This window comes from Bacillus sp. FDAARGOS_235 (assembly GCF_002073415.2).
Classification (GTDB): domain Bacteria; phylum Bacillota; class Bacilli; order Bacillales; family Bacillaceae_G; genus Bacillus_A; species Bacillus_A toyonensis.
This window is the reverse complement of sequence record NZ_CP020437.2, coordinates 246,944-268,910: the sequence shown is the minus strand read 5'-3', so window position 1 is coordinate 268,910 and position 21,967 is coordinate 246,944. Positions and strand designations below refer to the sequence as shown.

Sequence of the window (21,967 nt, the reverse complement as noted above, 5' to 3'; positions counted from 1 at the left end):
GTGTTTTTGATTTTACTAGCCCGATAATATACAGGGCCGTTACATTATCCAACTACATTTCCTTCTCTAATAACCGTCCTTGTTTGAAATAAGTCCGTAGTGTTGAACGATTGGCCAAAAATACACCTATCAATATGAAACAAGCACCTATACCCATTGCAGGATTTAATGGTTCTCCTAATACAATATATCCTACAATAATTGCTATTAATGGTGATACATATAACCACGTCGATGGGAATACAGGATTTGTTTTTGATAAAAGCCAGTAATATAATCCGTGCCCACCAATTGATCCGATAAATATGAGGTATAAAATAGGCCACTGTACGCTCCATGAGGTTAATACAGTTACATTCGGCTGCTCTACTATGAATGATACGATTAGTAGCAAAATCCCTCCATAAAACATTTGAATACCATTAATAAGAAATGGTGATACACTTCGTAAATCCGAAAGTATTTCTTTTGAGCGAATAGAACCTATTCCGTAAAATAACTCCCCTACTACTAAAATAATACAAGCAATACTCCATATGAAACTTACTTCTTGATGCATTCCTGGTAAAGAAACAAAAACAACGCCTATTAACGCAATAATTAAAGCGAAAAATTGCTCCTTTTGCAATTGTTTCTTATTTCTTCTTGCTTGTAATAATAAAATCATCATAGGACCTGTTGCAGAAAGTACAGCAGCTAACCCAGAAGAAATATATTGTTCAGCCCAGTACAAAGATGCGAATGTCATGAACGTTAAACAAAAGCCAGCATACATAATACGTTTTGAAAATACATGCGGCATAATTTCTTTTCGCTTCAACTTAAATATAAACATCAAGATTACTCCTGCTAAAAAGAAACGAATTCCTGCTGAAAATAATGGAGGCGCTCCTGCTTCAATTCCGATTTTTATCGTTAAAAATGTTGTGCCGAAAATAATACATACTAAAATATAATTGAAAATGACCATTTTTCTTCCTCCTTTTTACTCTTAACATGAGTATAGAGGGTTTCGTGTATAACAGTGTATCTATGCTTATAACAGTTACATCAAATTGTAGTTGATTCTCTTTCTTTTTTTCGCTTTAATTAAATAAAAAAGAAACAAGGTGAAGCCATGAAGATTGTAATACGGAAAGAATCCAACATACCGTATTATCAACAAATATATATGCAAATTGTTGAAAGAGTACAAAGTGGCATGCTTTCATATGGTGACTCCCTTCCATCATTACGTTATATGGCCGAAGATTTACAAATTAGCTTATTGACTGTTCGTAAGGCGTATAAGCAGCTAGAAACGAAAGGATATATACGCATCGAGCAAGGAAAAGGCGCTTATATATATAAACGTGTAAAGAAAGAGTTCAAAACTATTCCTTATAAATGGCAACAAACGAAAACTATTAATGTTATGCGTTCTCAATATGCAATGAATCAACACCGAAAATATTATGATTTTTCACAAGCGATTTTATATCCACGTCTATTACCAAATCCATTTCTAGCAGACGAAATGCACAAATTGCTGGATAAAAATCCGATGTTACTAGCAACTTATGGACCTATTCAAGGCGATTATGAACTTCGAGTTGAAATAGTTAATTATCTAAAAGAACATCAGAAATTAGTGACAGACCCCTCTCAATTATTAATTACAAGTGGTGCCCAGCAAGGAATTGATTTGATCGCTCAAACATTATTCAAACCTGGAGATATAGTATTAGTAGAAAGCCCTTGTTATGGCGCAGCACTTGATGTTTTTCTCAACAAAGGAGTGCAGATTATACCTATTAGTCTTGATAAAAACGGCATTCGCTCAGACTTAATAGATGACCTTTGTCAAAGAAAGAATCCTGTTTTGTTATATGTGAATCCTACTTTTCAAAACCCAACAGGTACAGTAATGAGTAAAGAACGGAGATTGGAACTTATAGAACTAGCGGAGTTATATGAGTTTTTTATAATTGAAGATGATTCTTTCGGAGAAATATATTTTGAGGATGCTATAGTTCCTCCTCCAATCAAAAGTTTTGATACGAATGGTCATGTAATATATTTAAAAGGTTTTAGTAAAACGTTAGCACCTGGACTACGTATCGCTGCACTTATAGCCGATGGGCCTATTTTTGAATGGTTATATGCTGTGAAGGGTTCGATGGATATCGGTAGCCCGTTATTAACGCAAAAAGCACTACTTCCTTTCTTACGTGCAGAACGTATGAAAAATCATTTAGAAAAATTACGCACCGCTTTACAAATTAGACGCGATTTAACAATCGCTATATTATCGCCACTAAAAGAAATACACTTTAAAATACCAAATGGCGGCTTTAATTTATGGATTACACTTCCTAATACAATTGATCCTTTTAACTTATTACAAAAAGCAAATGAAGCAGATGTCTCTTTTTTACCTGGAACAGCTTGTCTATTAAATAACGATACAAATAATAACCAATTAAGAATTAGCTATTCCATGTTAAATGAAAAAGATATGGCGATTGGATTAGAGAAATTACATGATACAATACGAAACTTTAATTTTTAAAAGTATGTTCACTAGCCCATCAAACTAAGAAAAGCTAATACCCCAAAATAAAAGTACTTTGGGGTATTATAAAATTATGGAGTACTCCAATTTATCTTTATTCACTACAAGTCAATATACAGCGGCTATCATCATTCCACTTTAATTACAATCTTACCTCTAACATGTTGCCCTTCACTCAAAATATGAGCTTCTCTAACCCCTTCTTCATTAAGTGACACAACTTTACTTATGATCGGTTTGATTTTTCCATGTACAATTAAATTTGATAACTCTTCTAATTGTTTTCCACTTGGTTTTAGCCATAAAAATCCTGATTTTATCCCTTTCATTTTATAATTTGGTTCATGAACAATCGAAACTAGAACACCGCCAGGTTTAATAATTTGAAAACTTTTTTCTTGTACTTCGCCACCGATTGTATCTAATACAATATCAAAATCTGATAGTAGCTCTTCAAATTTATCTTTTTTATAATCAATAACGAGATCCGCTCCTAAATCCTTTAAAAATTCTTCATTTTTACCACTTGCAGTAGTTGCAACAAAAGCTCCAAATGATTTTGCAATTTGGATTGCCAAACTTCCGACACCACCAGCTCCAGCGTGAATAAATACTCGGTCATTTTCTTTTATTTTTGCGTAATCTACAAGACTTTGCCAAGCAGTAAGTCCTGCGAGTGGAATAGAAGCTGCCTCTTCAAAACTTAGGTTAGTAGGCATATAAGTTACTAAATCTGATTTTACCGCAATGAATTCAGCATAAGATCCCTTCCCTATATTTTCAGGTTTCGTAAACACTTTATCTCCTATTTTGAAACCTTCTACCTCTTCTCCAACCTCTTCGATAACTCCAGCTACATCTAACCCTAAAGTAATTGGAAATGAAAATTGCAATTGTTGTTGTAAGTCTCCTTTTCTAGTTTTCCAATCAACTGGATTAACAGATGTTGCGAGAATGCGTATTAATACCTCGTTATATGTAACAACTGGTTTTAAAATTTGTCTTTCTTTTAGTTCTTCAACACTACCATATTCATCAATAACAATTGCTTTCATTTCCTCTCCTCCTTGCTGTTTATTTTAATAACTTACAATTATTTTTCAAATTTTTTTGCTTTGAATGACAATAAACATGTTTAGAGGTGGTATTTATGCTACGCTATTAATTAATGTGAGTTCCAAATTCAATTTTGTGTACATCTTAGAATCATACAGAATTTTATTTTCTATGTTTGTAATAAAATCCAAAAGAAATGGAGATAACACTATGACCGAAAAGATGATTAAAACAAACGGGACTGATATTTGTACAGAAAGCTTTGGAAATCCTAATAATCCAGCAATTTTATTAATTATGGGAGCTACGTGTTCAATGGTTTATTGGGATGAAGAATTTTGTGAACAGTTAGCTAGCACAGGGAAATTTGTCATTCGCTTTGATAACCGTGATGTAGGACGCTCTGTTACATACGAACCTGGAACTTCCAATTATACGGTAACAACTATGGCTGAAGATGCAATTGGGGTGCTGGATGCCTATCATATTGATAAAGCGCACTTATTTGGTATGTCATTAGGTGGCATGATTGCTCAAATTGCCGCTGTAAAACATCCTGAAAGAATTTTAACGTTAACTTTACTAGCAACAAGTGTTATAGGCTCAGATAACAACACTCGCGATTTACCTCCGATGGATGAAAGAATTTTAATACATCACGCAAATGGTGCAAATTTAGATTGGTCAAATCAAAACGCTGTGACAGAGTATTTAGTTACAGGCTCTCGTCTATTGTGCGGCTCAAAACGTTCATTTGATGAAAACAGAGTTTATACACAAGTAAAACTCGAAATAGAAAGGGCTAACAATCTATTAAGTATGTTTAATCACGCTTTACTTCAAGGTGATGATGCTTATGAAGGTGTACTTAGCTCCATACAAGCACCCACATTAGTAATTCACGGAACTGACGATACAGCACTACCATTTGAACATGGTCTCGCACTTATTGATGAAATTCCAAACTCAGCACTTTTAACTCTTGAAGGAGCAGGACATGAAAATCATCCTGATGACTGGAAAAACATTATTCAAGCAGTAACAGAACATACATCTAAAATATAGATAAATAATAAATAGAAGGGGCACAAATTTGTATTGTGCCCCTTCTATTTATTGGACTAGTGGTACACTAACAAAAACCCATCACTGTATCCATATGTATAGTGATGGGCTTACCTATATTTTTCTATGTTTAAAAAAATGGACAATCTAATTGATCAACAGATTCCCATGATTTTTTTTTTACACTTTCGGTGGATTTATTCGCTTCTAGTGGTACGTTTTTAAAAGGATTTACTTCGACTTTTAATAAGGATGAGGGCTCCATATATAATGAGAAAACATGGCTATTTGGTAAAGTTTTTGACACATCAATATCTCCTACTTGTTTAAATAATTGCTGTGCTGCAAAGAAAAAGAAATTAGTTGGGTTTGATTGTTTATTAAGCCATGCAAGCATTTCAGGTGATACTGATTTATGAATATTGATTTTCACTCGATCACCACGTTTATATCGCCTAGATCGCATGTTGCCACCAACTAACTTATCGTTAAGTTTGTAAACCCTAACTCTTTTTGTTTATGTTCTCTATACTTTGGCGAACAAGTGTAGACCAATAATCCTCTTGCATTTGTAAATAATGGATTATCGACAAAGATTACATTTGTTAAACGCCCTTTTTGTTTTAAAATCATTTTCAAGCTATTTTTAATGATAACTGCGCCCCCGCCATAAATAAACACGTATGGATCGTCTTTCATATCATCAATTTTGTTAATAATATCTGTTGCGACACGCGCCGCTAATCCTAATAGTGCTGGTTGTGATTCCTCAACTAATAATGCATTCCTAGGATGTTTATCATTTAAATAAATTTGATTGAATTCTGTAATACTGTCAATCGTTTTTGTTGGATACTTCCGGTTCCATCTCGTAATAATTTGTAGTAACGTTTCTTTTACACCGTACGATAATCCTTTACTTAATTGCGGACGGAAATTTACCCCTAACGAAACAACTTCTTCTGTTGTCCCCGCTCCAATATCAAAAGACAATAAAGTTTTATCAACAAAATCTATTTCTGAAATTTGATTTTGTTCACATTCTATTTTATGTTTCACAACATTTCCTTCTTCATCATATACAATGCCCCACGTCCCAGAAGCGCCCTCAGGCAGACATTTACAAAACTCAATAGAAACATTAATAGTAACATCACGACCGTTCGGATAATGGAAAACAACTTTATGATTTCCCATATAACGTTTTGCATTTTCGGCAGCTATTTCTTGTGTAATAAGCTGCATAGGAAGAGCGACAGATAAATCATATCGAATGTTAATATGACTAGAAGTTGGACTTTGACGCATAGCACTTACTGCTAAACCCGATAGTATTGTAATAACCATTAGCTCATCCGTCGACTTATTCGATTTCTTCTCCACTTCAGTACCTTTTAATTGATCTTGAATGACTTTTTCTCCAACGATGTACCGTACATTATTTAACATTAGCGATGGAGAACTAATGGTCACATCGATATGATTTTCTAATTCAGATAATGACACATCCCCCTCATCTAACAATCCTGTAGGCTCACCTATATATAAAGAATAAATACTCGGAATAAAAATAGGGTCTTGCCCTTTCACCATTAACTTCAAACCGTTATTTCCTGCATCTGCACCAGCTTTTAAAAGTATAGACATAACTACCCCCTAAATTAATCTGACATCCCTTCCAAATATATGCGAGCCTATTCTTTTACATTCAAATGTAATGTAATTTTTTATTTATCATTAAAACAAAATACTATATACCTTCGCCTTGCTTGTAAAAAGTATTTGACATGAACCTTTTCCAATTTTATACTATAAATGGAAAGAGTTTTTTACAATCGTGGGGGTGTTGTTCTAATATGAATCGTAAAAAATTCATTTTAATAACAATTGTTTTATCATTAGTCGGAATACTTATACACGGAGCTTATAAATACATCAATGGAGGTGTAATTTTAGGTGGAACAATTTTTACAAGCGCTTTAATACTTAGCTACCTCATCAATCATATTACATGGGGAGATCCCCACGGTGTATCAGAAGAAAGTCAGGATGAAATGGGACAGCAAATTACATATAAAAGCTTTAAAATCGCGTATTTTGTACTTGTAGTTGTATTGTTCCTTCTATTACTCTTCTCGGAAGGTTTTTCTATGGGTTCCAATTTAGATGGAGTTAAAAACCTACCACTGTTTATCGCACTTTGTTCTTCATTCTTTATTTATCCTATTGTCGAACTCATAGTTGCAAAACAATATAAATAAAAGATGAGGTTTTCTATATATAGAAACCTCATCTTTTTATATTTACATACCCTCTACAATTGCTTTTAATTTATTAACAGTTCGCCAATTCCTTACTGTAGCTGGTGTATGTAACTTCTGAAATTGGTTCATTAATTTAGAATTCCGAATGGTATTTTTGAAATACAAATATACAACCTTCTCATCTATATAGCAATCTTCAAGTTCACTTTTGTACATAAGTAACTGCTTCCTCTCATCTTCAGAAAATGGATGAGCTAAAAAGGCAACGTGTATACTTTCTCCTTCTAACAAAGCATCCGCCTTATAAGGGGAATATTTTATAGTATTTATTAATTCTTCATTTGTTTTTAGGATGACTTGAACATCAAAATTAAATTCCTTTTTAATTTCAAATTCAATTTTTACTTTTAGAGCGTTTATATCTTCCTTAGATTCAAACACGATATTACCGCTTTGAATATATGTTTTCACTTGTTTTAATCCTATTGATTCAAACAATCGTTTTAAATCTGCCATTTTGATTATTTTATGTCCACCTACATTGATTCCCCTTAGTAACGCAATATAAATTGTCATATCATTACTCCTCGCATATTCATTGACCTTTCAACTATATATATTGAAACCTTTATCTTTTTTGATACCGACTTTCGTTTTTACTAACATAGCACAAAATAAAAAAAACTTACTACAAGAATGTTCAAGAGTAAGTTTTCTATCCCGTTATTTTATTATAGGTAAATGCATTATTATTTGTTGACCAATCGGTCCCATTCTTCTAAAGCCTCTATCTTCGAAGCCAACTTTTTCATATAACTTTTGTGCTGGCATATTTTTTTCATTTACAGCAAGTACAACTTCATTTTCAATTGGAAAATAACGTTTTACAAAATCTTTTAATAATGCCAATGATTTTTTAGCGTATCCTCTTCTTTGTTTATTATAATTTATAGAAAATGATGTTAAAAGTAAAGCATCTTCATTCTCTGTGAACTCTTGTACTCTTTCGCCTGTTTGTAATGCGAAAAGACCAACAGGTACCCCGTTGTAATCTAAAATAACAATTACATTTTTTGTGCGATCGCTTTTTGCTTTTTTCAATAATTCGCCTGGATCTGATGTGAATTGAACTTGTTCACTTGGTAAAGTAAATGATTGTATAATTTCTTTATACGTCTCCTTATACGGAACTAATTGTATTTCCCCAGTATGTATGTTCATGCTATACTCTCCCATTTTTATCAAATTAACTTAAACCTTGCTGTGATTTAGAATGCACTTTTCCATCCAAAAATGTAATTTCAACAAATGAATTTGGATTATTCCCCTTCCAAGCAAAAATTTGTTTAATTTGTGTAGAATGTTCTACCCCTTCTTCTATAAGTAAATTTCCTTCAAAACCGATTAAATCTTTCACTTCTGTATAAGTCATTCCTTCATCTATTTTTGAGAAATGATTTATATTGATAAATTCTTTCTTCTGACTTTCCATCACAGTAGAAGAAGTCGCTGTTTGCTTTTTCACTTCTTTCTTTTGTTCACAGGCTGTCATACTGAAACTTAGGCAGAAACCACATAAAATAAATGCACTTTTTTTCATCATAACAGTTGTCCCTCCCACAATAATTAAACCATATATTCCCTTAAAAATAAACTGAATATTTAATATTATATTTAAAAAGCCTCGTACAATTTAGTACGAGGCTCATTTTACTTATTCAAATGATTATTAGATTGGTCATTCTGTTCTTTTCTTAGCTCTTGTTCTTCATCTTTTGGTAATTGCTTGTCATTATCTTTAATTGGATTCGTTTCTCTATTTTCAATCATATCATTCGGAACTTGTGGCATCACGCGGCCAACAATTGCTGCTAATTCATCCAGTATACCTTCGCCAGTTTTCCCTTTTTTAATTTGCTTTCCAATTTGTTTCAGCCGTTCATACGTATCAACATCAGCTACAACGACTGCATTCGCACCATCCGGATCGTTTTTTAAACTTTCTGCAACAGAGTACTTAATTGACTCAACACGAGTTCGGTCTAGTTTCGCTTTTACATCAATACCTACAATAGCATATTTTCCAACAACTACTGCTGTTGCATCATTCACACCTGGCACACTTGCCGCTAAAGATGCTAAATGATCCGCTGCTTTTTCATTTGGCTTATTTGATTTGTTTGTATAATTAACATTTTTCATTGAGACATTTTTTTGTTCTGGCTTTTCATTTGGATTGTCTTTTTTTCCAATACTGCATCCAGTTATAAAAAAGCAAAGCATCAACACATATATTAGGATTTTCATTCTTTTCACCACTTTACTATTAAGGTTTAATCATAAATTTTTTCAACAGCTTGCATTTTTTTCACTTTTTCTTCTGCTCCGCTATTCGCATTGATGAAAATTTGATACGTATCTTTCCCTAACGTTCCAACAAATTCATAGCAAAGTACTTCATTATGCAAATCATTTACTACGACTGCTTTTCGCTCTTCCATCACTTTCACATCAGGGTTAATTTTCTTCCTTGCTTCTGCTGCAGTTAGCTTGGCAGACGGAATTGTTCGTTTTTGATGTGATGCTAAATATTCTTTTGCAGAAAATCCAACGATAGATCCGTCGTCTAAAGCAATTTTCATTTGGATTGCTTCCGGATAGATCCGTACGCCATTCTCATTTACTACATAAGTAAACACGCCGATAGTATCATATTGGGAACTATCATAAAGCTCCATATTATTAAACTTATGATCCTTTAAAAACGTCAATCCTTTACTTCCTGCATCGTTTAAACTAATTTTTTGTTCTTTAATTTCTCGATTATTCATTACCCAAATTGGATATCCGCCTTTTCCGGTAATATCCATGTAAAACTCATTATTCGTTGCAGAGTCTTTAATCTTCACACTATAGAATGATTCTTTCGCACCTTTTCCACTTTTCTCTACATCGACTTTTTCATTTCCTTTTAAATTTAAAAATGATTTTGCGATTTTTGCTGCTTCATCTTTAGAAATTGCCTTTCCTTCTGCTTCAAATCCACCTTTTTTATTTTTTTGTGCACTTGTAAAGGTCGGTCCGAAGTTTGTAGAAGAGTATGATGTTACGTTTTTCTCTACAGTTTTTAATCCATCAATAATTGTGTTATCTGCTGGATCGCGATTTGATGCAAGTGCCATTTCAACATCCATCCAGCGTAAATTATTTTTCAAAACAAGATGTTGTACTTTCCTTAGTTCATCTTGTATATTTCCCGCATTTGAATATAAAGTTTGCAACGTTTTATATTCTTGTTCATTTAACGGCTCTTTTTCTAAATCACGAATGGCTGCACGGTAACTAAAATCACCGATATTTGCTAAAAACTCTTCCGTTTTATTAAACGGCATTAATGTTAACGGGAGTTGTCCTACATCTGAACGAGCTTCAGATGTTAAACGCCATACATCTGCTAATGCAGGTGATAAAGATGAGCGTGAATTCATCGCAAGTGTTGTACCAATTTTATCGTGTAATAAATCAACTTCGTATGCTAAATCATGGAATGCTCGTTGATAACTATTTTCCGCTCGAATTAAAACCGCATTTTTCTCTTGGTGCTCTTTATAGCCCCAATATCCTGTTCCAACTACACCAACTGTTAATAATACAATGATAATACCTCTTAACATTATCCCACCTCCGCTCTATTTACAGAAAATATGTTTACCAATTTTTTTAATTTGTGGACGAGTCCAAATCCATTTACTTGTCGCAGTATCTGGGTTGAAATAATATAAAGCATTTCCTGTTGGATCCCATCCGTTTATCGCATCTAAAACCGCTTTTTTTGCTGTTTCATTTGGCGTTAAATATATTTGTCCATCTGCTACCGCTGTAAATGCTCTAGGTTCAAAGATTACACCTGAAACAGTATTGGGGAATGACGCACTTGTAACACGATTTAAAATAACAGCAGCTACTGCAACTTGTCCTAAATACGGTTCACCACGTGATTCCCCGTATACTGCATTTGCCATAAGCTGAATATCATTTTGAGAATAGCCGTTCGGAACATTTGTCCCTTTATTTTGAGGTGGTTTATTCTCTTGTGCAGAGCCACCACTATTTCCTTTATTCGTTGTCGTCCCTTTATTAGCAGTTGACTTGTCATACTTCGTTGCCTTCACGAGCATTTGCTTCGTTTTAGCTCCAGCTAAACCATCAACGGGTAATCCGAATTTCTCTTGAAAATTCCGAAGTGCCCAGTATGTACCCCATCCGAAAACACCATCCACTTTTCCCGTATAAAACCCGTTATATTTCAAACGAGATTGTAGTTCAATGACATCTTCGCCAGATGCTCCTCTTTGAATAACTTGATTAGAAAAAGCTTCTACATTCTTTAGTTGTATACTACTGACCATTAAAGACAGTCCTATGAACGCAAGTAAAACTGCTATTTTAAAAATAGCTTTTTGGCGCATAATTTTCCCTCCTTAATTACAGAAATGATTTCTTGGTTATGTTTTGTAAAAGCCTCGCTTTTATGTAAAGAAGACAAAAAAATCCAAACTTATATCGTTGAAAGAATATGTAAACAATATACAAAAAGGAGAAAAGGAGTTCATTATGAAGCAATTGTTAAAGCGTATCGCATTCGTCATTCTTTTATTAACAACATGTTTAAATATATATACCGGGTCATCGATTGTTCATGCACAACCGCCTTATGCAAAATGGGGTAAACTTGCTGTAGAAAAGACGAAAGAACAATATCCGAAAGCAGAGATTGTTGATTATCTTCATATAGGTAGAAAACCAAAAACGGTTCAAATAACTGTTGAAAAGTTTAAATTGTGGCTACGTGAAGATGGAAAAGAATATGGTGTTTTTGTTGATGTAGAATTTGAAACGAAGACAGAGAAATTTATAAAGTTGTCGTTTCAGAAGACGAGTAGATAAAGTAAAACTTTAATCAGTGGGGGGTTTGTTCATCTCCCACTGATTATTAGTTGAACCAATCGGGTTGATCCCCCATCTAACTTCTTTGCTTTCGCTGAATTTTGAGGTGGGGGTCTTACTGCCCCGTTAATGCGGGATAAAATGAAACCCCACTGTTAAAAACGGAAACAGTGGGGCTCCTTGCATTTCTAAAATTCTTTCCTAAAGTTTCGATTCCCTAAAAATCTTACCAATATACAAATAGCGCCAATTACAACCGCTATCCCTATACTGTATAAAAGTACTTTACCATACCCACCTATTCTTGGATCTAAAAACGGATATGGATACCAATTCACGATTGGGCCACGTATTAAGCTATATACAACGTAAAAAAACGGGAATAAGAGCCAACTTGCAGATTGTTTCCAAGTGATTTTCTTAATAGGTGGATTTAAAATCCAATCTAAAAGCATTGCAATCGGCATGATATAATGTAGCACTGTATTTACCCATGGTATTGCCGTTTGAAGTGACTCTTCTAATCCTCTTAATAGCAAAAAATAAATGAGTCCTGTCGTAAGTATGTATACCGTTGCCGCACCTCGAAGTATACTAAATTGTTCTGAGCGACCAAATGTAGCTGTTCCGATACTACTTAAAAGGAGAATACATACAACTAAAATGTTACTTTCAATCGTAAAGAAACTAAAAAAATTAACTGGATTGAACGGTTTCAATTGTGCCCTGATTATGAATTGCGTAATAATGGCACTACATGCTAGAAGACTTAAAAATAGTCTAAATAAAGATAAAGTTTTTTCATCCCTCATACATTCCCTCCTTTTCTTATATATAATTGGAATTTCCCTGTACATGCTCAATAAATAATTTTAATGGAACGAGCCCACGTTTTGGCATATGACTACTTATAATAGCTACTACTTCTAACTGAGGAATGATAACGATGTATTGTCCGCCGTACCCCATAGCGAAATATATACAATACGGTATGTGAAATCTTTCGTTATGTAATACCCACCAGTGATATCCATATGCGCCAACATGTTCATATGTTTCAAATTGCGCCCTACTTGACTCTTCTAACCATTTCGCTGATACAATTTCTTTCTCATTCCAATATCCATTTTGCAAACATAGTTTTCCTAATTTTAATAAATCGGTAGATTTCATTTTCATACCGAAGCCGCCGACATATATACCTTGCGGATCTTGTTGCCACTCATATTCGCTAATTTCTAATGGCTCAAATAAATATCTTTTCACAAACTGCTCTGTCGACATCCCAGTAGCTTCTTGAATAATATAGCTAAGTAAATGTGAAGAACCTGAATTATAATTCATTTTTGTAGCAGGTTCTTCAATTATTGGCTTTTCTAATATGTACTGTACCCAGTTCTCTGATTCTACAAAGTCATTTGGGAATACTACTCCATTCCCAAACTCTTTCCAATCCTCACCAGTAGTCATTGTTAATAAGTGATACAGCGTTAAATCATGTTTTTCCCCAGGTACATTTTCAATCCACTCTGTAATCGGTGTATGTATATCATTTATATAGCCCTTATCAATTGCAATACCAATTAATAAAGATATGATACTTTTTGTAATCGAATTTATTTTATATAAGTTATTTGCACATTCGGGTGTTTTATAATACTCAGTTGTTAATTCCCCTTTTTGATAAATAAGAAATGTATTCACTTTTTTCTTTTCAAATTTATTTTGTAGTTGCTTAAAATCCAAAAATCTTACCTCCATTAAAATAGTTACTTCATTTATTATATCTTGTTCCTTTTATTAAAACATAATTGTGCTCAAATAAAAAAATAAGCTTATCAGCCATAATTAGCTGACAAGCTTATTCCTATAATTTCGTACGAACATTCCAAAGTTCAGGGAAGAACTGTTGATCAAGTACTCGTTTTAAATAAGATACACCTGAAGATCCGCCAGTTCCCATTTTATTTCCGATAATGCGTTCTACCGTTTTCATATGACGGAAACGCCATTGTTGTAGCCAATCTTCGATATCAATTAATTTTTCAGCAAGCTGATATAAATCCCAATATTTCTTCACGTCCGCATACACTTCTATCCAAGCCGCTTCTACAGTTGCATCTTCTTCGTAAGGCTGCGTAATATCACGATTTAACACATCTTTATGAATTTGGAAGCCTTCTTTAACAAGCGCCTGTATCGCAACATCATACAAACTTGGTGCGTGTAGCGCTTTATGAAGTCGAGCGTGTAATTCTGGATCTTTTTCATAAATCTTTAATGCATGTGGTGTTTTATAACCAAGTGCGTACTCAATCATTCGATATTGATACGATTGAAAGCCTGAAGCTTGACCGAGTGAATCACGGAATTCAATATACTCAGATGGCGTTAATGTCGCAAGAATATCCCAAGATTGAATAATTTGCGATTGAATTTTTGATACACGTGCTAACATTTTAAATGCCGGTGCTAATTTATCGTTTTTAATCGATTCAATTGCTGCATTTAGTTCATGTAAAATAAGCTTCATCCAAAGCTCACTAGCTTGGTGAATAACGATAAATAACATTTCATCATGATGGTCTGATAATCTCTTTTGAGAAGATAGTAAACTATCTAATTGTAAATACTCACCATACGTCATATTTTCCTTAAAATCCGTGTGAATCCCTTTTTCCATAATTACCTTTTCATTTTCTTTCATATTAGTCAAGCACCCCTTTTATATGTTTCTACTTATATTGGTCTAATGACAGCTCGAACTGGACTTCCATCTGCATCTGTTAACGCAAGTGGTAATGCAATTAATTCGTAATCGCCGTCTGCTACATGATCTAGTACGACATTTTCTAAAATATGAATTCCATATTTAAACAATTGATGATGTGCTGCTAGTTCTTTATCATCTAACGGATCAACTGATGGTACATCCACTCCGATTAAACGAATTCCCTTATCAGAAAGAAACGGTGCAATATCAGCACGTAAATGCGGGATCACATCTGGAAATTCTTCTGCTTTACCATGTGAAGATGTACGTAATAATAGTCGTTCTACACCTTCTAAATGAAAACTTTCTAATTCTTTTTTTCCGATGCTTTCAAGATTAGAAACGTCAATGATTCGCGTAGGTCCGACATAAACTTGAACATCTAAATCTATTACTTTCTTTCCGTCATTATCAAAATGAAAAGGCGCATCAATATGAGTACCTGTATGAATACTCATCGTTAACTTTCCGACGTTTACTGAACCGCTCTCTTCTTTTGACCATGAAACTTCATACGAGAACGGTGTATCTCCTGGCCAAGTTGCAATATCATTATTTAATGGCTGTGAAATATCAATCCACTTTGATGTTTTCATTCTTATGCCACAACCTCTCGTTTATTTTCAAATTGTTTATACTCTTCCTCTTTCATAACTTTCTTTAAAATTTGAACAGACTTCCATACTTCTTCATACGTATTGTATAAAGCTACTGGCGCAAGTCTTATCCCATTTGGTGCTCTGAAATCTGGAATTACTCCATTTGCCTTTAGTGCTTTACAGATACGCGCTGCTTCCGCATGCTCTAAATAAATATGTCCACCTCGTTTTTCATCCTCTAACGGGTTTCCAATTGTAAATCCGAAATCTTTTAATTCATGATCAATTAAATCCAGCATGTATCTCGTAATATGTAAAGACTTTTTACGTAAACGTTCCATACCAGCATCTTTAAAAATTTCAAGAGAACCGATTAACGGTGCTGTACTTAATACGTGAGGTGTACCAATTTGATAAGCACCTGCATGATCAGCTGCAGTTAATGTATGCTCCATATCAAACTGTTTATCTTTTCTAGAACTAAACCATCCAGACAATCCTGGCAGTCTATTAAAATGTTTACTATTTACATAAAGACCTGCAACACCACCCGGCCCTGCATTTAAATATTTATAATTGCACCATACAGCGAAATCAACATCCCACTCTTTAAAATGATGTGGAATAGAACCAATTGAATGACATAAATCAAATCCGATATGAATGCCACGTTTATGAGCTTCCACTGTTAAACGTTTCATATCAAGAATTTGACCACTTCTATATAAGACTGAAGGTAATAAAATTAAAGCGATATCATCTTCCATTGCCTGAATAATATCTTCTTCAGAAAGTGTTCGACCATCTTGGCTTTTCACTCTTACTAAATGCTCATCTGGCTCTAAGCCTTTTAAACGAATTTGACTTTGAAGTGCATAAATATCTGACGGAAAAGTTAATTCATCCGCAAGAATTTTTGTACGTATTCCTTTCGGCTCATAAAACGTCGCAATAACTTGGTGTATATTCGCAGTTGTGGAACCGGTTACAATAGTTTCTTCTGGTAAAGCTCCAATAAGAGGTGCCGTCAGTTCACCTAATTTCTCCGAAAGGAAAAACCATGGATGTTCGCCTTCTGTCCAGCCATCAATGCCATACTCTTTCCATGAATCTAGTAAAGTAAGTAACGATTTTTCTGCTCTTTTCGAAAGTAGTCCTAATGAGTTTCCATCTAAATATATAGTTCCTTCTTTTTTATAGAATTCAGTTTGAAAATCTTTCAGTTCATCATGTTTATCACACTCAAGCGCATACTCATAAGTTGGTTGAAATGGTTCTTTATACATGGTGTCACCTTCTCTTAATTTTCTTTTTATTCTAACTAATTGAAATATATCACCTTAGTTGATATAACGTCAATGATATTATGTCAGTTGACTTTACATACTATCTTCTTTTACAATACAATTATATTTTCAGATATTTCAGTATAAAGAGGTGATTCTTTGAAAAACACTACTCTTTCAACAAGAAAACACCGCTCCTTAGAAACAAAAAAGAAACTATTACATTCGGGTTACACTATTTTTATTACTAATGGATTTCAGAAAACGACAATCACGCAAATTATTAAACATGCAGAAACTGGTTATGGAACAGCATATGTATACTTTAAAAACAAAGATGATCTCCTTATCGTGTTAATGGAAGATGTTATGAATCGTTTTTATAATATTGCTGGGCGCTCTTTCTTCCCTCAAACGAAAGCAGCAGCACGTGACTTGATTCAAAATCACGTTAGAGCATTCCTACAATTAGCAGAAGAAGAACGAGCTATTTTGCAAGTTGTCGAAGAAGCAATCGGATTATCAAAAGAGATACGTCAAAAATGGGGTGAGATTCGCGAACGCTTTATAAAAAGTATTTCGCAGGATATTACTTACTCTCAAGAAAGTGGATTAGCGCATCCTGAATTAAATAAAGAGCTCGTGGCACGCGGTTGGTTCGCAATGAATGAAATGTTTCTTTGGACTATTGTACAAAATAACAAAGAAATAAAACTAGAAGAAATAGTGTATACATTAACGGAGATGTATACAACGGGATTATATAAATAGCGCACTTCACATATTTAAAGTGTGCTATTTTTTCTTAAAATCATCATTCTAACTATAAATGGAATAGCCTATTATAATAATTGCGAGTATGTATGTGATTATTATAATCATAAAAATACAACCTGTTTTATTTTATTGTTTTAACCTACTCACAATTCCAATAATAAACTTATACTCAGCTCTACTTTTCCTTACTTTCTTAAAGCCCTCTTTCGTATCAAAAATAAAACACATTTTCCGAAACCAAACACGGACATAAAATGATTCAAAATAAATAGGTCTCACAATTCCTTTTTCCTCAAATTCAGTACCGTCTGTATTTTCGGTCTCTGTTCGAACGAACCATCTATTCCCGATACCAATTTCAATATACTTCACATACTAACCTCCTTTAGGGAATTTCCCGTCTAACTATTTTATTATTTCCCTGGGAAGCGCACATTCCGACAGAACATGAGCTCAAAAAGAAAAAGCAGATTACAAAAATCTACTTTTATAGATTAAATTTTTGCATTCGTTTATAAAATGTACTACGGGGTACATCCAATAGTTTTGCGGCTAACGAAACATTTCCGTTCGTCTTTTGAAGCGCTTCAATCATACTATCATGCTGTATTCTTTCACGGAAACTTAATGTATGTTCTTCATTATTTTCTGTTTGCAACTGGGATTGTCTTTCACTTCCCATCATTGTTTGTATCAAAAAAGCGACTTGTTTTTCGCATATTTCCCGTCCTTGCGACAAAATGTAAATGCGTTCTAATACATTTACTAGTTCTCGAATATTTCCGGGCCATGTATGTTGTAAAAATTGATTGCAAATACTCTTCGGAAATACAACATTCCAATTCTTCCGTTCGCAAAAGTGTTGTATAAAATATGGAATATCCTCTTTTCTTTCTAGTAACGATGGAACATATAACGGATAAACGTGCAAACGATAATATAAATCTTGACGGAATTTCCCTTCTTCTACTAACCGTAGTAAATCTTTATGTGTGGCAGTAATAATACGAATATTTACTGGTACCTCTTTTGAACTTCCTATTGGAGTTATTGTGCGTTCTTGTAAAACACGCAATAAGGCTACTTGCATCTCTGATGGTACTTCACCAATTTCATCTAAAAACAATGTTCCTCCATTCGCTTGTTCAAATTTCCCTTTATATCCTTGACGTCGCGCACCTGTAAACGCACCTTCAGCATAACCGAACAATTCACTTTCCATTAATTCTTTAGGCAAAGAACCGCAGTTAACAGCTATAAAGGGCCCGTCTTTTCTTGGACTATTTTCATGAATCGCTCTCGCAACATATTCCTTTCCTACTCCTGTCTCACCACATACATACACACTAGCATCAGTCGGTGAAACAAGCTTAATTTCTTCTAGTGTGTGTTGAAATGCTTTGCTTGTCCCGGTAACTCCTGAAAAAGTAATTCCTTTTATAAATGTGAAAGCAGAATATGTATTCATTTGTTTGTTTTCCTTTAAATACATACATTTCCCGATCATTCTTTCATTACTATATACTGGTATCTCTAATTTAGTTTCCAATCCATAGCGCATTAAATCTTCAAGTTTCATTCTTGACCAATTAGTTACTCGTTCCCGAACGCTCTTACTCGCAGAAACGATAACATCACGATGATTACAAATAACTACTTGTTCATCACTATCAATGACATCTAAAAAACGATGAATTAAGTGTAATTCATTTTGATGAACTCTTATGCTACATTCACGTTCTATCGCATGTGCAATTGAAGTTACCATACCGAGCATATATGGATGCGAAAATTCAATTGGACAGGAGAAATCTAGAACACCAATTAATTTCCCGTCATCGTTATGAATGGGAGCAGCCGCACAACTCCAGCTATGAGATGCCACGGAGTAATGTTCAGTACCACTTATCATAATAGCTTCTTCAATTTCTAATGCTGTTCCTATTGCGTTTGTCCCCACAGCTGCTTCCGTCCATTTTACACCTTCAATAAAATTAATATGTTTCGCTCGCTTTAACGTTTGTTTATTTCCACTTAAGGATAGAACATAACCATCTGGATCGATTAATAATGCCATCATTTGTAGTTCATCAATGGTTTTTCTCATATTTTGTATTTGAGGTAATGCTATATCAAGGAAAATTTCACTCTTTTTCTTTTGTTCTTGAAAAATGTTAGAAGACAAAATTTTCTGACCTTTATTCATATGAGGATTCACATTTGCTTGTTTACATCGATGCCATGACTCTGAAATTCTTTCGTTTATACGGTTCGAATCAAGGACTCCTTTATCAATAAACTTTTTCCATGTGTGTAAGTAAAACGGTGAAGCTAACATTGTATCATCTCCCTTTTAATTGTTTTGGAGATTTATTCCGCATTAACGGGCAGTAAGACCCCCACCTCAAAATTCAGCTAGAGCAAAGAAGTTAGGTGGGGGTCAGGCTGCCCGTAAAAGCCTGATTGGTTTAACTAATAATTAGTGAGGGATGAATAACACCTCCACTGATTAAAGTTTCACTTTATAAAACATACTTTTATTATAAAACTGAATAAAAGCGTTTTCAATACAACTAGAAAGACGACACAAATATGTTAATAATTTGAATATCTTAATGCATTTCTTTATTCTTTTTTAGTAGCACTATATTTTGTATAATGGACGCAAAGAAAATACATAACCAAAACCATTTTTGTGGATTACCATTTATAAAGAAAACAATCACGGCTGCAAAGAAAATAGTGGATGCTAAACTAAAATATAATTTTGTTTTAATTTCTATTATCCCTCTGTTACTTTACAGTACATACTAACTCTTCATTTTTCATCTCTACTATGTACTCCTGTAAAACATATTCTTTCCCGCCATGGTTTTCATACCATTCATGTATTCTTCTAACATGCCTCTCGTCACTTCTAATTTTCGATTCTATTTCTTTATACTGTTCATAACTATCATATTCCCATATGGCAAATACTTCAGACGTACCATTCTTATTATCTTTCATCCAGCGTCCTATTAGCCTAGAACCATGCTTTAATTGATTAGGTAAGTTTGTGTTATTGAAATGATCATTAAATACTTCTATGAATTCATTTTTCACTACATAGTACTTCCTTCTGTAAAACATACTTCTTCACCTCTTTTATGAAAAGTATCAGTAAACCTTCCCATCACTACCGTATTATAATACTTTCCATCCGATAGTCTTTTGTCATTTTTCAAAATGCCTTCTACTTCAAAACCTAATTTTTTATAAAGATGAATAGCTTTCTCGTTTGTCTCTAATACTTGTAAAGATATTTTATTTACTGCATTTTCGTCAGCCCATTTAATAGATTGTTGTAATAGGCTCTTACCCATTCTATATCCCCAAAACTCTTTTAAAATACAAACGCCAAACTCCACTTTATGAGATAATCTCTTAAAATTTGATCCTTCACATCTTGAAAATCCAACAATTCGATTGTGCACTTCTACAACTAAAAAGAGATTCTTCGTCTCTTCAATATCTGTTTTTATTATTTTTTGAAACCCTAGATTATCTATAAATCCCTCTCCAGCATCTCTATCCATATTTTCAGTTTCTCCATCAATCTGAACTCTAATTTTCGATAACTGCTCAGCATCTTTCTCAGCTGCAGAACGAATTGTATAAGTTAATCCATTTATATGAAACTTTTGCTCTTTTACAATCATGTCAAACTCCTTTCAAATGAATATAATGGCGCTATTACAACTTGTTTACCTTGTTTCTCAAAGTCCTGAACAGTTTCTTTACTAGCCTCTTCGTCAGTTATAATAATGTCAATTTCTTTTAGAGACTCTCCTCTTATAAAACAATCTATTCCAAGTTTATTATGCGGAACTAAACAAATATTTCTTCTAGCAATTTCACTTACTCTTTTACTAAAATAAGCAACTTCAGGTGTTGCAGTACTAATACCTTGTAATGAAATGCCTCCACCTGTAGAGAAATAAAGATCAATAGAAAATCTACTTATCAATTCAGAGGCAAGTGTATCAGTAATATTCCCTGAAGGTTTTACTTTTCCGCCAATTAAATACGTATCAATATTCTTATATTCTCGTAGATAACCAGCTATTTCTATAGAATTCGTAATAACTGTAAATGATACTTCCGGTAAATATTTCAGCATCGCATTATGAACGGAAGCCCCACCAATAAAAATTGAATCACCTTCTTTTATATAAGATACCGCAACTCTTGCAATTGTGTCCTCATATATTGAGCTATCACTATAACGTTTAGCTGGTTCCGCAGCTAAGTTTCTCACTCGCGTAAGTTCAATTGCACCTCCGTGCGTTCTTTTTAATAAACCATCCTTTTCCATAATAGACAAATCTCTTCTTATAGAATCAATAGACATATCAAATCTTTCCGCAAGATCTTTTACGATTACTCTTCCATCTGTACTAAGTAGTTCTAAAATTTTCTCCCGACGTTCTTCAGTAAACATATTATCACCACCGTTATTGAAGATTCAGAAATTTGAACTTTATGTTAATTATATGCACGTTTCTTCCGTTTCACAATATTTTCAATCCTTTTTCTTCCGTCTTTATGCAGGTTTTCTCTCTTTTTCTATTTTGTTAACTTTACATAAAATAAATGCACATTTG

25 protein-coding genes are annotated in these 21,967 nt (G+C 33.8%); 5 read left to right on the top strand and 20 right to left on the bottom strand.

All coding sequences use genetic code 11. The features are described from left to right. Nucleotides 1-52: 52 nt before the first annotated feature. Nucleotides 53-970, bottom strand: a complete 918-nt coding sequence (locus A6J74_RS03030; RefSeq protein ID WP_000234345.1) for a DMT family transporter — start codon at nucleotides 968-970, stop codon at nucleotides 53-55. Nucleotides 971-1,117: 147 nt separating this feature from the next. On the opposite strand from A6J74_RS03030, the gene pdxR reads away from it, so the two are divergent. Continuing rightward, nucleotides 1,118-2,551: a MocR-like pyridoxine biosynthesis transcription factor PdxR gene (gene pdxR, locus A6J74_RS03025; RefSeq protein ID WP_000706568.1), complete on the top strand. Its 1,434-nt coding sequence runs from the start codon at nucleotides 1,118-1,120 to the stop codon at nucleotides 2,549-2,551. 131 nt (nucleotides 2,552-2,682) lie between these two features. Here pdxR and A6J74_RS03020 read toward each other — a convergent pair whose 3' ends face one another. Then, nucleotides 2,683-3,609, bottom strand: a complete 927-nt coding sequence (locus A6J74_RS03020; protein ID WP_000644551.1) for an NADP-dependent oxidoreductase — start codon at nucleotides 3,607-3,609, stop codon at nucleotides 2,683-2,685. 211 nt (nucleotides 3,610-3,820) lie between these two features. Between A6J74_RS03020 and mle the strand changes: the two genes are divergently transcribed. Then, nucleotides 3,821-4,675 carry a BCA family alpha/beta fold macrolide esterase gene (gene mle / locus A6J74_RS03015; RefSeq protein WP_000136875.1) on the top strand — a complete coding sequence of 285 codons (855 nt, stop codon included), beginning with the start codon at nucleotides 3,821-3,823 and terminating at the stop codon, nucleotides 4,673-4,675. Nucleotides 4,676-4,805: 130 nt separating this feature from the next. On the opposite strand, the gene A6J74_RS03010 is transcribed toward mle, so the two are convergent. Both A6J74_RS03010 and A6J74_RS03005 read right to left on the bottom strand, forming a co-directional pair. Then, nucleotides 4,806-5,141 (bottom strand): hypothetical protein, encoded by a 336-nt coding sequence (locus A6J74_RS03010; protein ID WP_001257765.1) that lies wholly within the window; start codon nucleotides 5,139-5,141, stop codon nucleotides 4,806-4,808. 11 nt (nucleotides 5,142-5,152) lie between these two features. After that, entirely contained in the window at nucleotides 5,153-6,322 is a 1,170-nt protein-coding gene (locus tag A6J74_RS03005) for a ParM/StbA family protein (protein ID WP_000025612.1), read from the bottom strand. A gap of 209 nt (nucleotides 6,323-6,531) precedes the next feature. Between A6J74_RS03005 and A6J74_RS03000 the strand changes: the two genes are divergently transcribed. Further along, complete coding sequence (locus A6J74_RS03000) at nucleotides 6,532-6,936, top strand: DUF2178 domain-containing protein (protein WP_001080325.1); 405 nt, start codon at nucleotides 6,532-6,534, stop codon at nucleotides 6,934-6,936. A gap of 42 nt (nucleotides 6,937-6,978) precedes the next feature. On the opposite strand, the gene A6J74_RS02995 is transcribed toward A6J74_RS03000, so the two are convergent. The 6 genes from A6J74_RS02995 to sleB form a co-directional block, all read right to left on the bottom strand. Beyond that, nucleotides 6,979-7,515 (bottom strand): DUF1697 domain-containing protein, encoded by a 537-nt coding sequence (locus tag A6J74_RS02995; RefSeq protein ID WP_000158250.1) that lies wholly within the window; start codon nucleotides 7,513-7,515, stop codon nucleotides 6,979-6,981. A 147-nt stretch (nucleotides 7,516-7,662) separates the two neighbouring features. Then, nucleotides 7,663-8,160: a GNAT family N-acetyltransferase gene (locus A6J74_RS02990; RefSeq protein WP_001020893.1), complete on the bottom strand. Its 498-nt coding sequence runs from the start codon at nucleotides 8,158-8,160 to the stop codon at nucleotides 7,663-7,665. A gap of 25 nt (nucleotides 8,161-8,185) precedes the next feature. Next, nucleotides 8,186-8,542 (bottom strand): hypothetical protein, encoded by a 357-nt coding sequence (locus tag A6J74_RS02985; RefSeq protein ID WP_000976449.1) that lies wholly within the window; start codon nucleotides 8,540-8,542, stop codon nucleotides 8,186-8,188. A gap of 107 nt (nucleotides 8,543-8,649) precedes the next feature. Then, nucleotides 8,650-9,246, bottom strand: a complete 597-nt coding sequence (locus tag A6J74_RS02980) for a YhcN/YlaJ family sporulation lipoprotein (RefSeq protein ID WP_000698005.1) — start codon at nucleotides 9,244-9,246, stop codon at nucleotides 8,650-8,652. Between the two features lie 26 nt (nucleotides 9,247-9,272). Next, complete coding sequence (gene ypeB / locus A6J74_RS02975; RefSeq protein WP_000943731.1) at nucleotides 9,273-10,613, bottom strand: germination protein YpeB; 1,341 nt, start codon at nucleotides 10,611-10,613, stop codon at nucleotides 9,273-9,275. Between the two features lie 15 nt (nucleotides 10,614-10,628). Then, a complete protein-coding gene (gene sleB, locus A6J74_RS02970) occupies nucleotides 10,629-11,408 on the bottom strand; it encodes a spore cortex-lytic enzyme (RefSeq protein ID WP_001249050.1) in 780 nt (259 codons plus the stop codon). 145 nt (nucleotides 11,409-11,553) lie between these two features. On the opposite strand from sleB, the gene A6J74_RS02965 reads away from it, so the two are divergent. Beyond that, entirely contained in the window at nucleotides 11,554-11,886 is a 333-nt protein-coding gene (locus A6J74_RS02965; RefSeq protein ID WP_000811610.1) for a YqzG/YhdC family protein, read from the top strand. Nucleotides 11,887-12,074: 188 nt separating this feature from the next. On the opposite strand, the gene A6J74_RS02960 is transcribed toward A6J74_RS02965, so the two are convergent. The 5 genes from A6J74_RS02960 to kynU all read right to left on the bottom strand — a co-directional run bounded on the left by A6J74_RS02960 (nucleotide 12,075) and on the right by kynU (nucleotide 16,544). Next, a complete protein-coding gene (locus A6J74_RS02960) occupies nucleotides 12,075-12,698 on the bottom strand; it encodes a Pr6Pr family membrane protein (RefSeq protein WP_001204119.1) in 624 nt (207 codons plus the stop codon). A gap of 16 nt (nucleotides 12,699-12,714) precedes the next feature. Then, on the bottom strand, nucleotides 12,715-13,632 hold the full coding sequence (locus A6J74_RS02955) for a serine hydrolase domain-containing protein (protein ID WP_000346270.1): 918 nt from the start codon (nucleotides 13,630-13,632) through the stop codon (nucleotides 12,715-12,717). A 121-nt stretch (nucleotides 13,633-13,753) separates the two neighbouring features. Further along, nucleotides 13,754-14,593, bottom strand: a complete 840-nt coding sequence (kynA, locus tag A6J74_RS02950) for a tryptophan 2,3-dioxygenase (RefSeq protein WP_000661949.1) — start codon at nucleotides 14,591-14,593, stop codon at nucleotides 13,754-13,756. Between the two features lie 32 nt (nucleotides 14,594-14,625). Continuing rightward, on the bottom strand, nucleotides 14,626-15,255 hold the full coding sequence (gene kynB / locus A6J74_RS02945) for an arylformamidase (RefSeq protein WP_000858202.1): 630 nt from the start codon (nucleotides 15,253-15,255) through the stop codon (nucleotides 14,626-14,628). A gap of 2 nt (nucleotides 15,256-15,257) precedes the next feature. Continuing rightward, nucleotides 15,258-16,544 (bottom strand): kynureninase, encoded by a 1,287-nt coding sequence (gene kynU, locus A6J74_RS02940; RefSeq protein ID WP_000276279.1) that lies wholly within the window; start codon nucleotides 16,542-16,544, stop codon nucleotides 15,258-15,260. Between the two features lie 159 nt (nucleotides 16,545-16,703). On the opposite strand from kynU, the gene A6J74_RS02935 reads away from it, so the two are divergent. Continuing rightward, complete coding sequence (locus A6J74_RS02935) at nucleotides 16,704-17,315, top strand: TetR/AcrR family transcriptional regulator (RefSeq protein WP_000799613.1); 612 nt, start codon at nucleotides 16,704-16,706, stop codon at nucleotides 17,313-17,315. A 132-nt stretch (nucleotides 17,316-17,447) separates the two neighbouring features. Here A6J74_RS02935 and A6J74_RS02930 read toward each other — a convergent pair whose 3' ends face one another. From A6J74_RS02930 to A6J74_RS02905, 5 genes are all read right to left on the bottom strand, one after another. Beyond that, nucleotides 17,448-17,693, bottom strand: coding sequence for a DUF3977 family protein (locus tag A6J74_RS02930; RefSeq protein WP_000873853.1), 246 nt, complete (start codon nucleotides 17,691-17,693; stop codon nucleotides 17,448-17,450). A 115-nt stretch (nucleotides 17,694-17,808) separates the two neighbouring features. After that, the gene (locus A6J74_RS02925) at nucleotides 17,809-19,659 is read right to left on the bottom strand and encodes a sigma-54-dependent Fis family transcriptional regulator (protein WP_000881389.1); all 1,851 of its coding nucleotides are present in this window, start codon (nucleotides 19,657-19,659) and stop codon (nucleotides 17,809-17,811) included. A 455-nt stretch (nucleotides 19,660-20,114) separates the two neighbouring features. Then, a complete protein-coding gene (locus A6J74_RS02915) occupies nucleotides 20,115-20,453 on the bottom strand; it encodes an NIPSNAP family protein (RefSeq protein ID WP_000499990.1) in 339 nt (112 codons plus the stop codon). After that, a complete protein-coding gene (locus A6J74_RS02910) occupies nucleotides 20,426-21,022 on the bottom strand; it encodes a GNAT family N-acetyltransferase (protein WP_000635700.1) in 597 nt (198 codons plus the stop codon). Before A6J74_RS02910 ends, A6J74_RS02915 begins: the two co-directional genes overlap by 28 nt. Then, nucleotides 21,019-21,804 carry a DeoR/GlpR family DNA-binding transcription regulator gene (locus tag A6J74_RS02905; RefSeq protein ID WP_000493650.1) on the bottom strand — a complete coding sequence of 262 codons (786 nt, stop codon included), beginning with the start codon at nucleotides 21,802-21,804 and terminating at the stop codon, nucleotides 21,019-21,021. Before A6J74_RS02905 ends, A6J74_RS02910 begins: the two co-directional genes overlap by 4 nt. Between the last annotated feature and the right edge of the window lie 163 nt (nucleotides 21,805-21,967).

Coding starts and splice junctions, on each gene's coding strand:
- A6J74_RS03030 (WP_000234345.1), bottom strand. CDS start 970: ATGGTCATTTTCAATTATATTTTAGTATGTATTATTTTCGGCACAACA.
- pdxR (WP_000706568.1), top strand. CDS start 1,118: ATGAAGATTGTAATACGGAAAGAATCCAACATACCGTATTATCAACAA.
- A6J74_RS03020 (WP_000644551.1), bottom strand. CDS start 3,609: ATGAAAGCAATTGTTATTGATGAATATGGTAGTGTTGAAGAACTAAAA.
- mle (WP_000136875.1), top strand. CDS start 3,821: ATGACCGAAAAGATGATTAAAACAAACGGGACTGATATTTGTACAGAA.
- A6J74_RS03010 (WP_001257765.1), bottom strand. CDS start 5,141: ATGCGATCTAGGCGATATAAACGTGGTGATCGAGTGAAAATCAATATT.
- A6J74_RS03005 (WP_000025612.1), bottom strand. CDS start 6,322: ATGTCTATACTTTTAAAAGCTGGTGCAGATGCAGGAAATAACGGTTTG.
- A6J74_RS03000 (WP_001080325.1), top strand. CDS start 6,532: ATGAATCGTAAAAAATTCATTTTAATAACAATTGTTTTATCATTAGTC.
- A6J74_RS02995 (WP_000158250.1), bottom strand. CDS start 7,515: ATGACAATTTATATTGCGTTACTAAGGGGAATCAATGTAGGTGGACAT.
- A6J74_RS02990 (WP_001020893.1), bottom strand. CDS start 8,160: ATGAACATACATACTGGGGAAATACAATTAGTTCCGTATAAGGAGACG.
- A6J74_RS02985 (WP_000976449.1), bottom strand. CDS start 8,542: ATGATGAAAAAAAGTGCATTTATTTTATGTGGTTTCTGCCTAAGTTTC.
- A6J74_RS02980 (WP_000698005.1), bottom strand. CDS start 9,246: ATGAAAATCCTAATATATGTGTTGATGCTTTGCTTTTTTATAACTGGA.
- ypeB (WP_000943731.1), bottom strand. CDS start 10,613: ATGTTAAGAGGTATTATCATTGTATTATTAACAGTTGGTGTAGTTGGA.
- sleB (WP_001249050.1), bottom strand. CDS start 11,408: ATGCGCCAAAAAGCTATTTTTAAAATAGCAGTTTTACTTGCGTTCATA.
- A6J74_RS02965 (WP_000811610.1), top strand. CDS start 11,554: ATGAAGCAATTGTTAAAGCGTATCGCATTCGTCATTCTTTTATTAACA.
- A6J74_RS02960 (WP_001204119.1), bottom strand. CDS start 12,698: ATGAGGGATGAAAAAACTTTATCTTTATTTAGACTATTTTTAAGTCTT.
- kynA (WP_000661949.1), bottom strand. CDS start 14,593: ATGAAAGAAAATGAAAAGGTAATTATGGAAAAAGGGATTCACACGGAT.
- kynB (WP_000858202.1), bottom strand. CDS start 15,255: ATGAAAACATCAAAGTGGATTGATATTTCACAGCCATTAAATAATGAT.
- kynU (WP_000276279.1), bottom strand. CDS start 16,544: ATGTATAAAGAACCATTTCAACCAACTTATGAGTATGCGCTTGAGTGT.
- A6J74_RS02925 (WP_000881389.1), bottom strand. CDS start 19,659: ATGTTAGCTTCACCGTTTTACTTACACACATGGAAAAAGTTTATTGAT.
- A6J74_RS02915 (WP_000499990.1), bottom strand. CDS start 20,453: ATGTTTTACAGAAGGAAGTACTATGTAGTGAAAAATGAATTCATAGAA.
- A6J74_RS02910 (WP_000635700.1), bottom strand. CDS start 21,022: ATGATTGTAAAAGAGCAAAAGTTTCATATAAATGGATTAACTTATACA.
- A6J74_RS02905 (WP_000493650.1), bottom strand. CDS start 21,804: ATGTTTACTGAAGAACGTCGGGAGAAAATTTTAGAACTACTTAGTACA.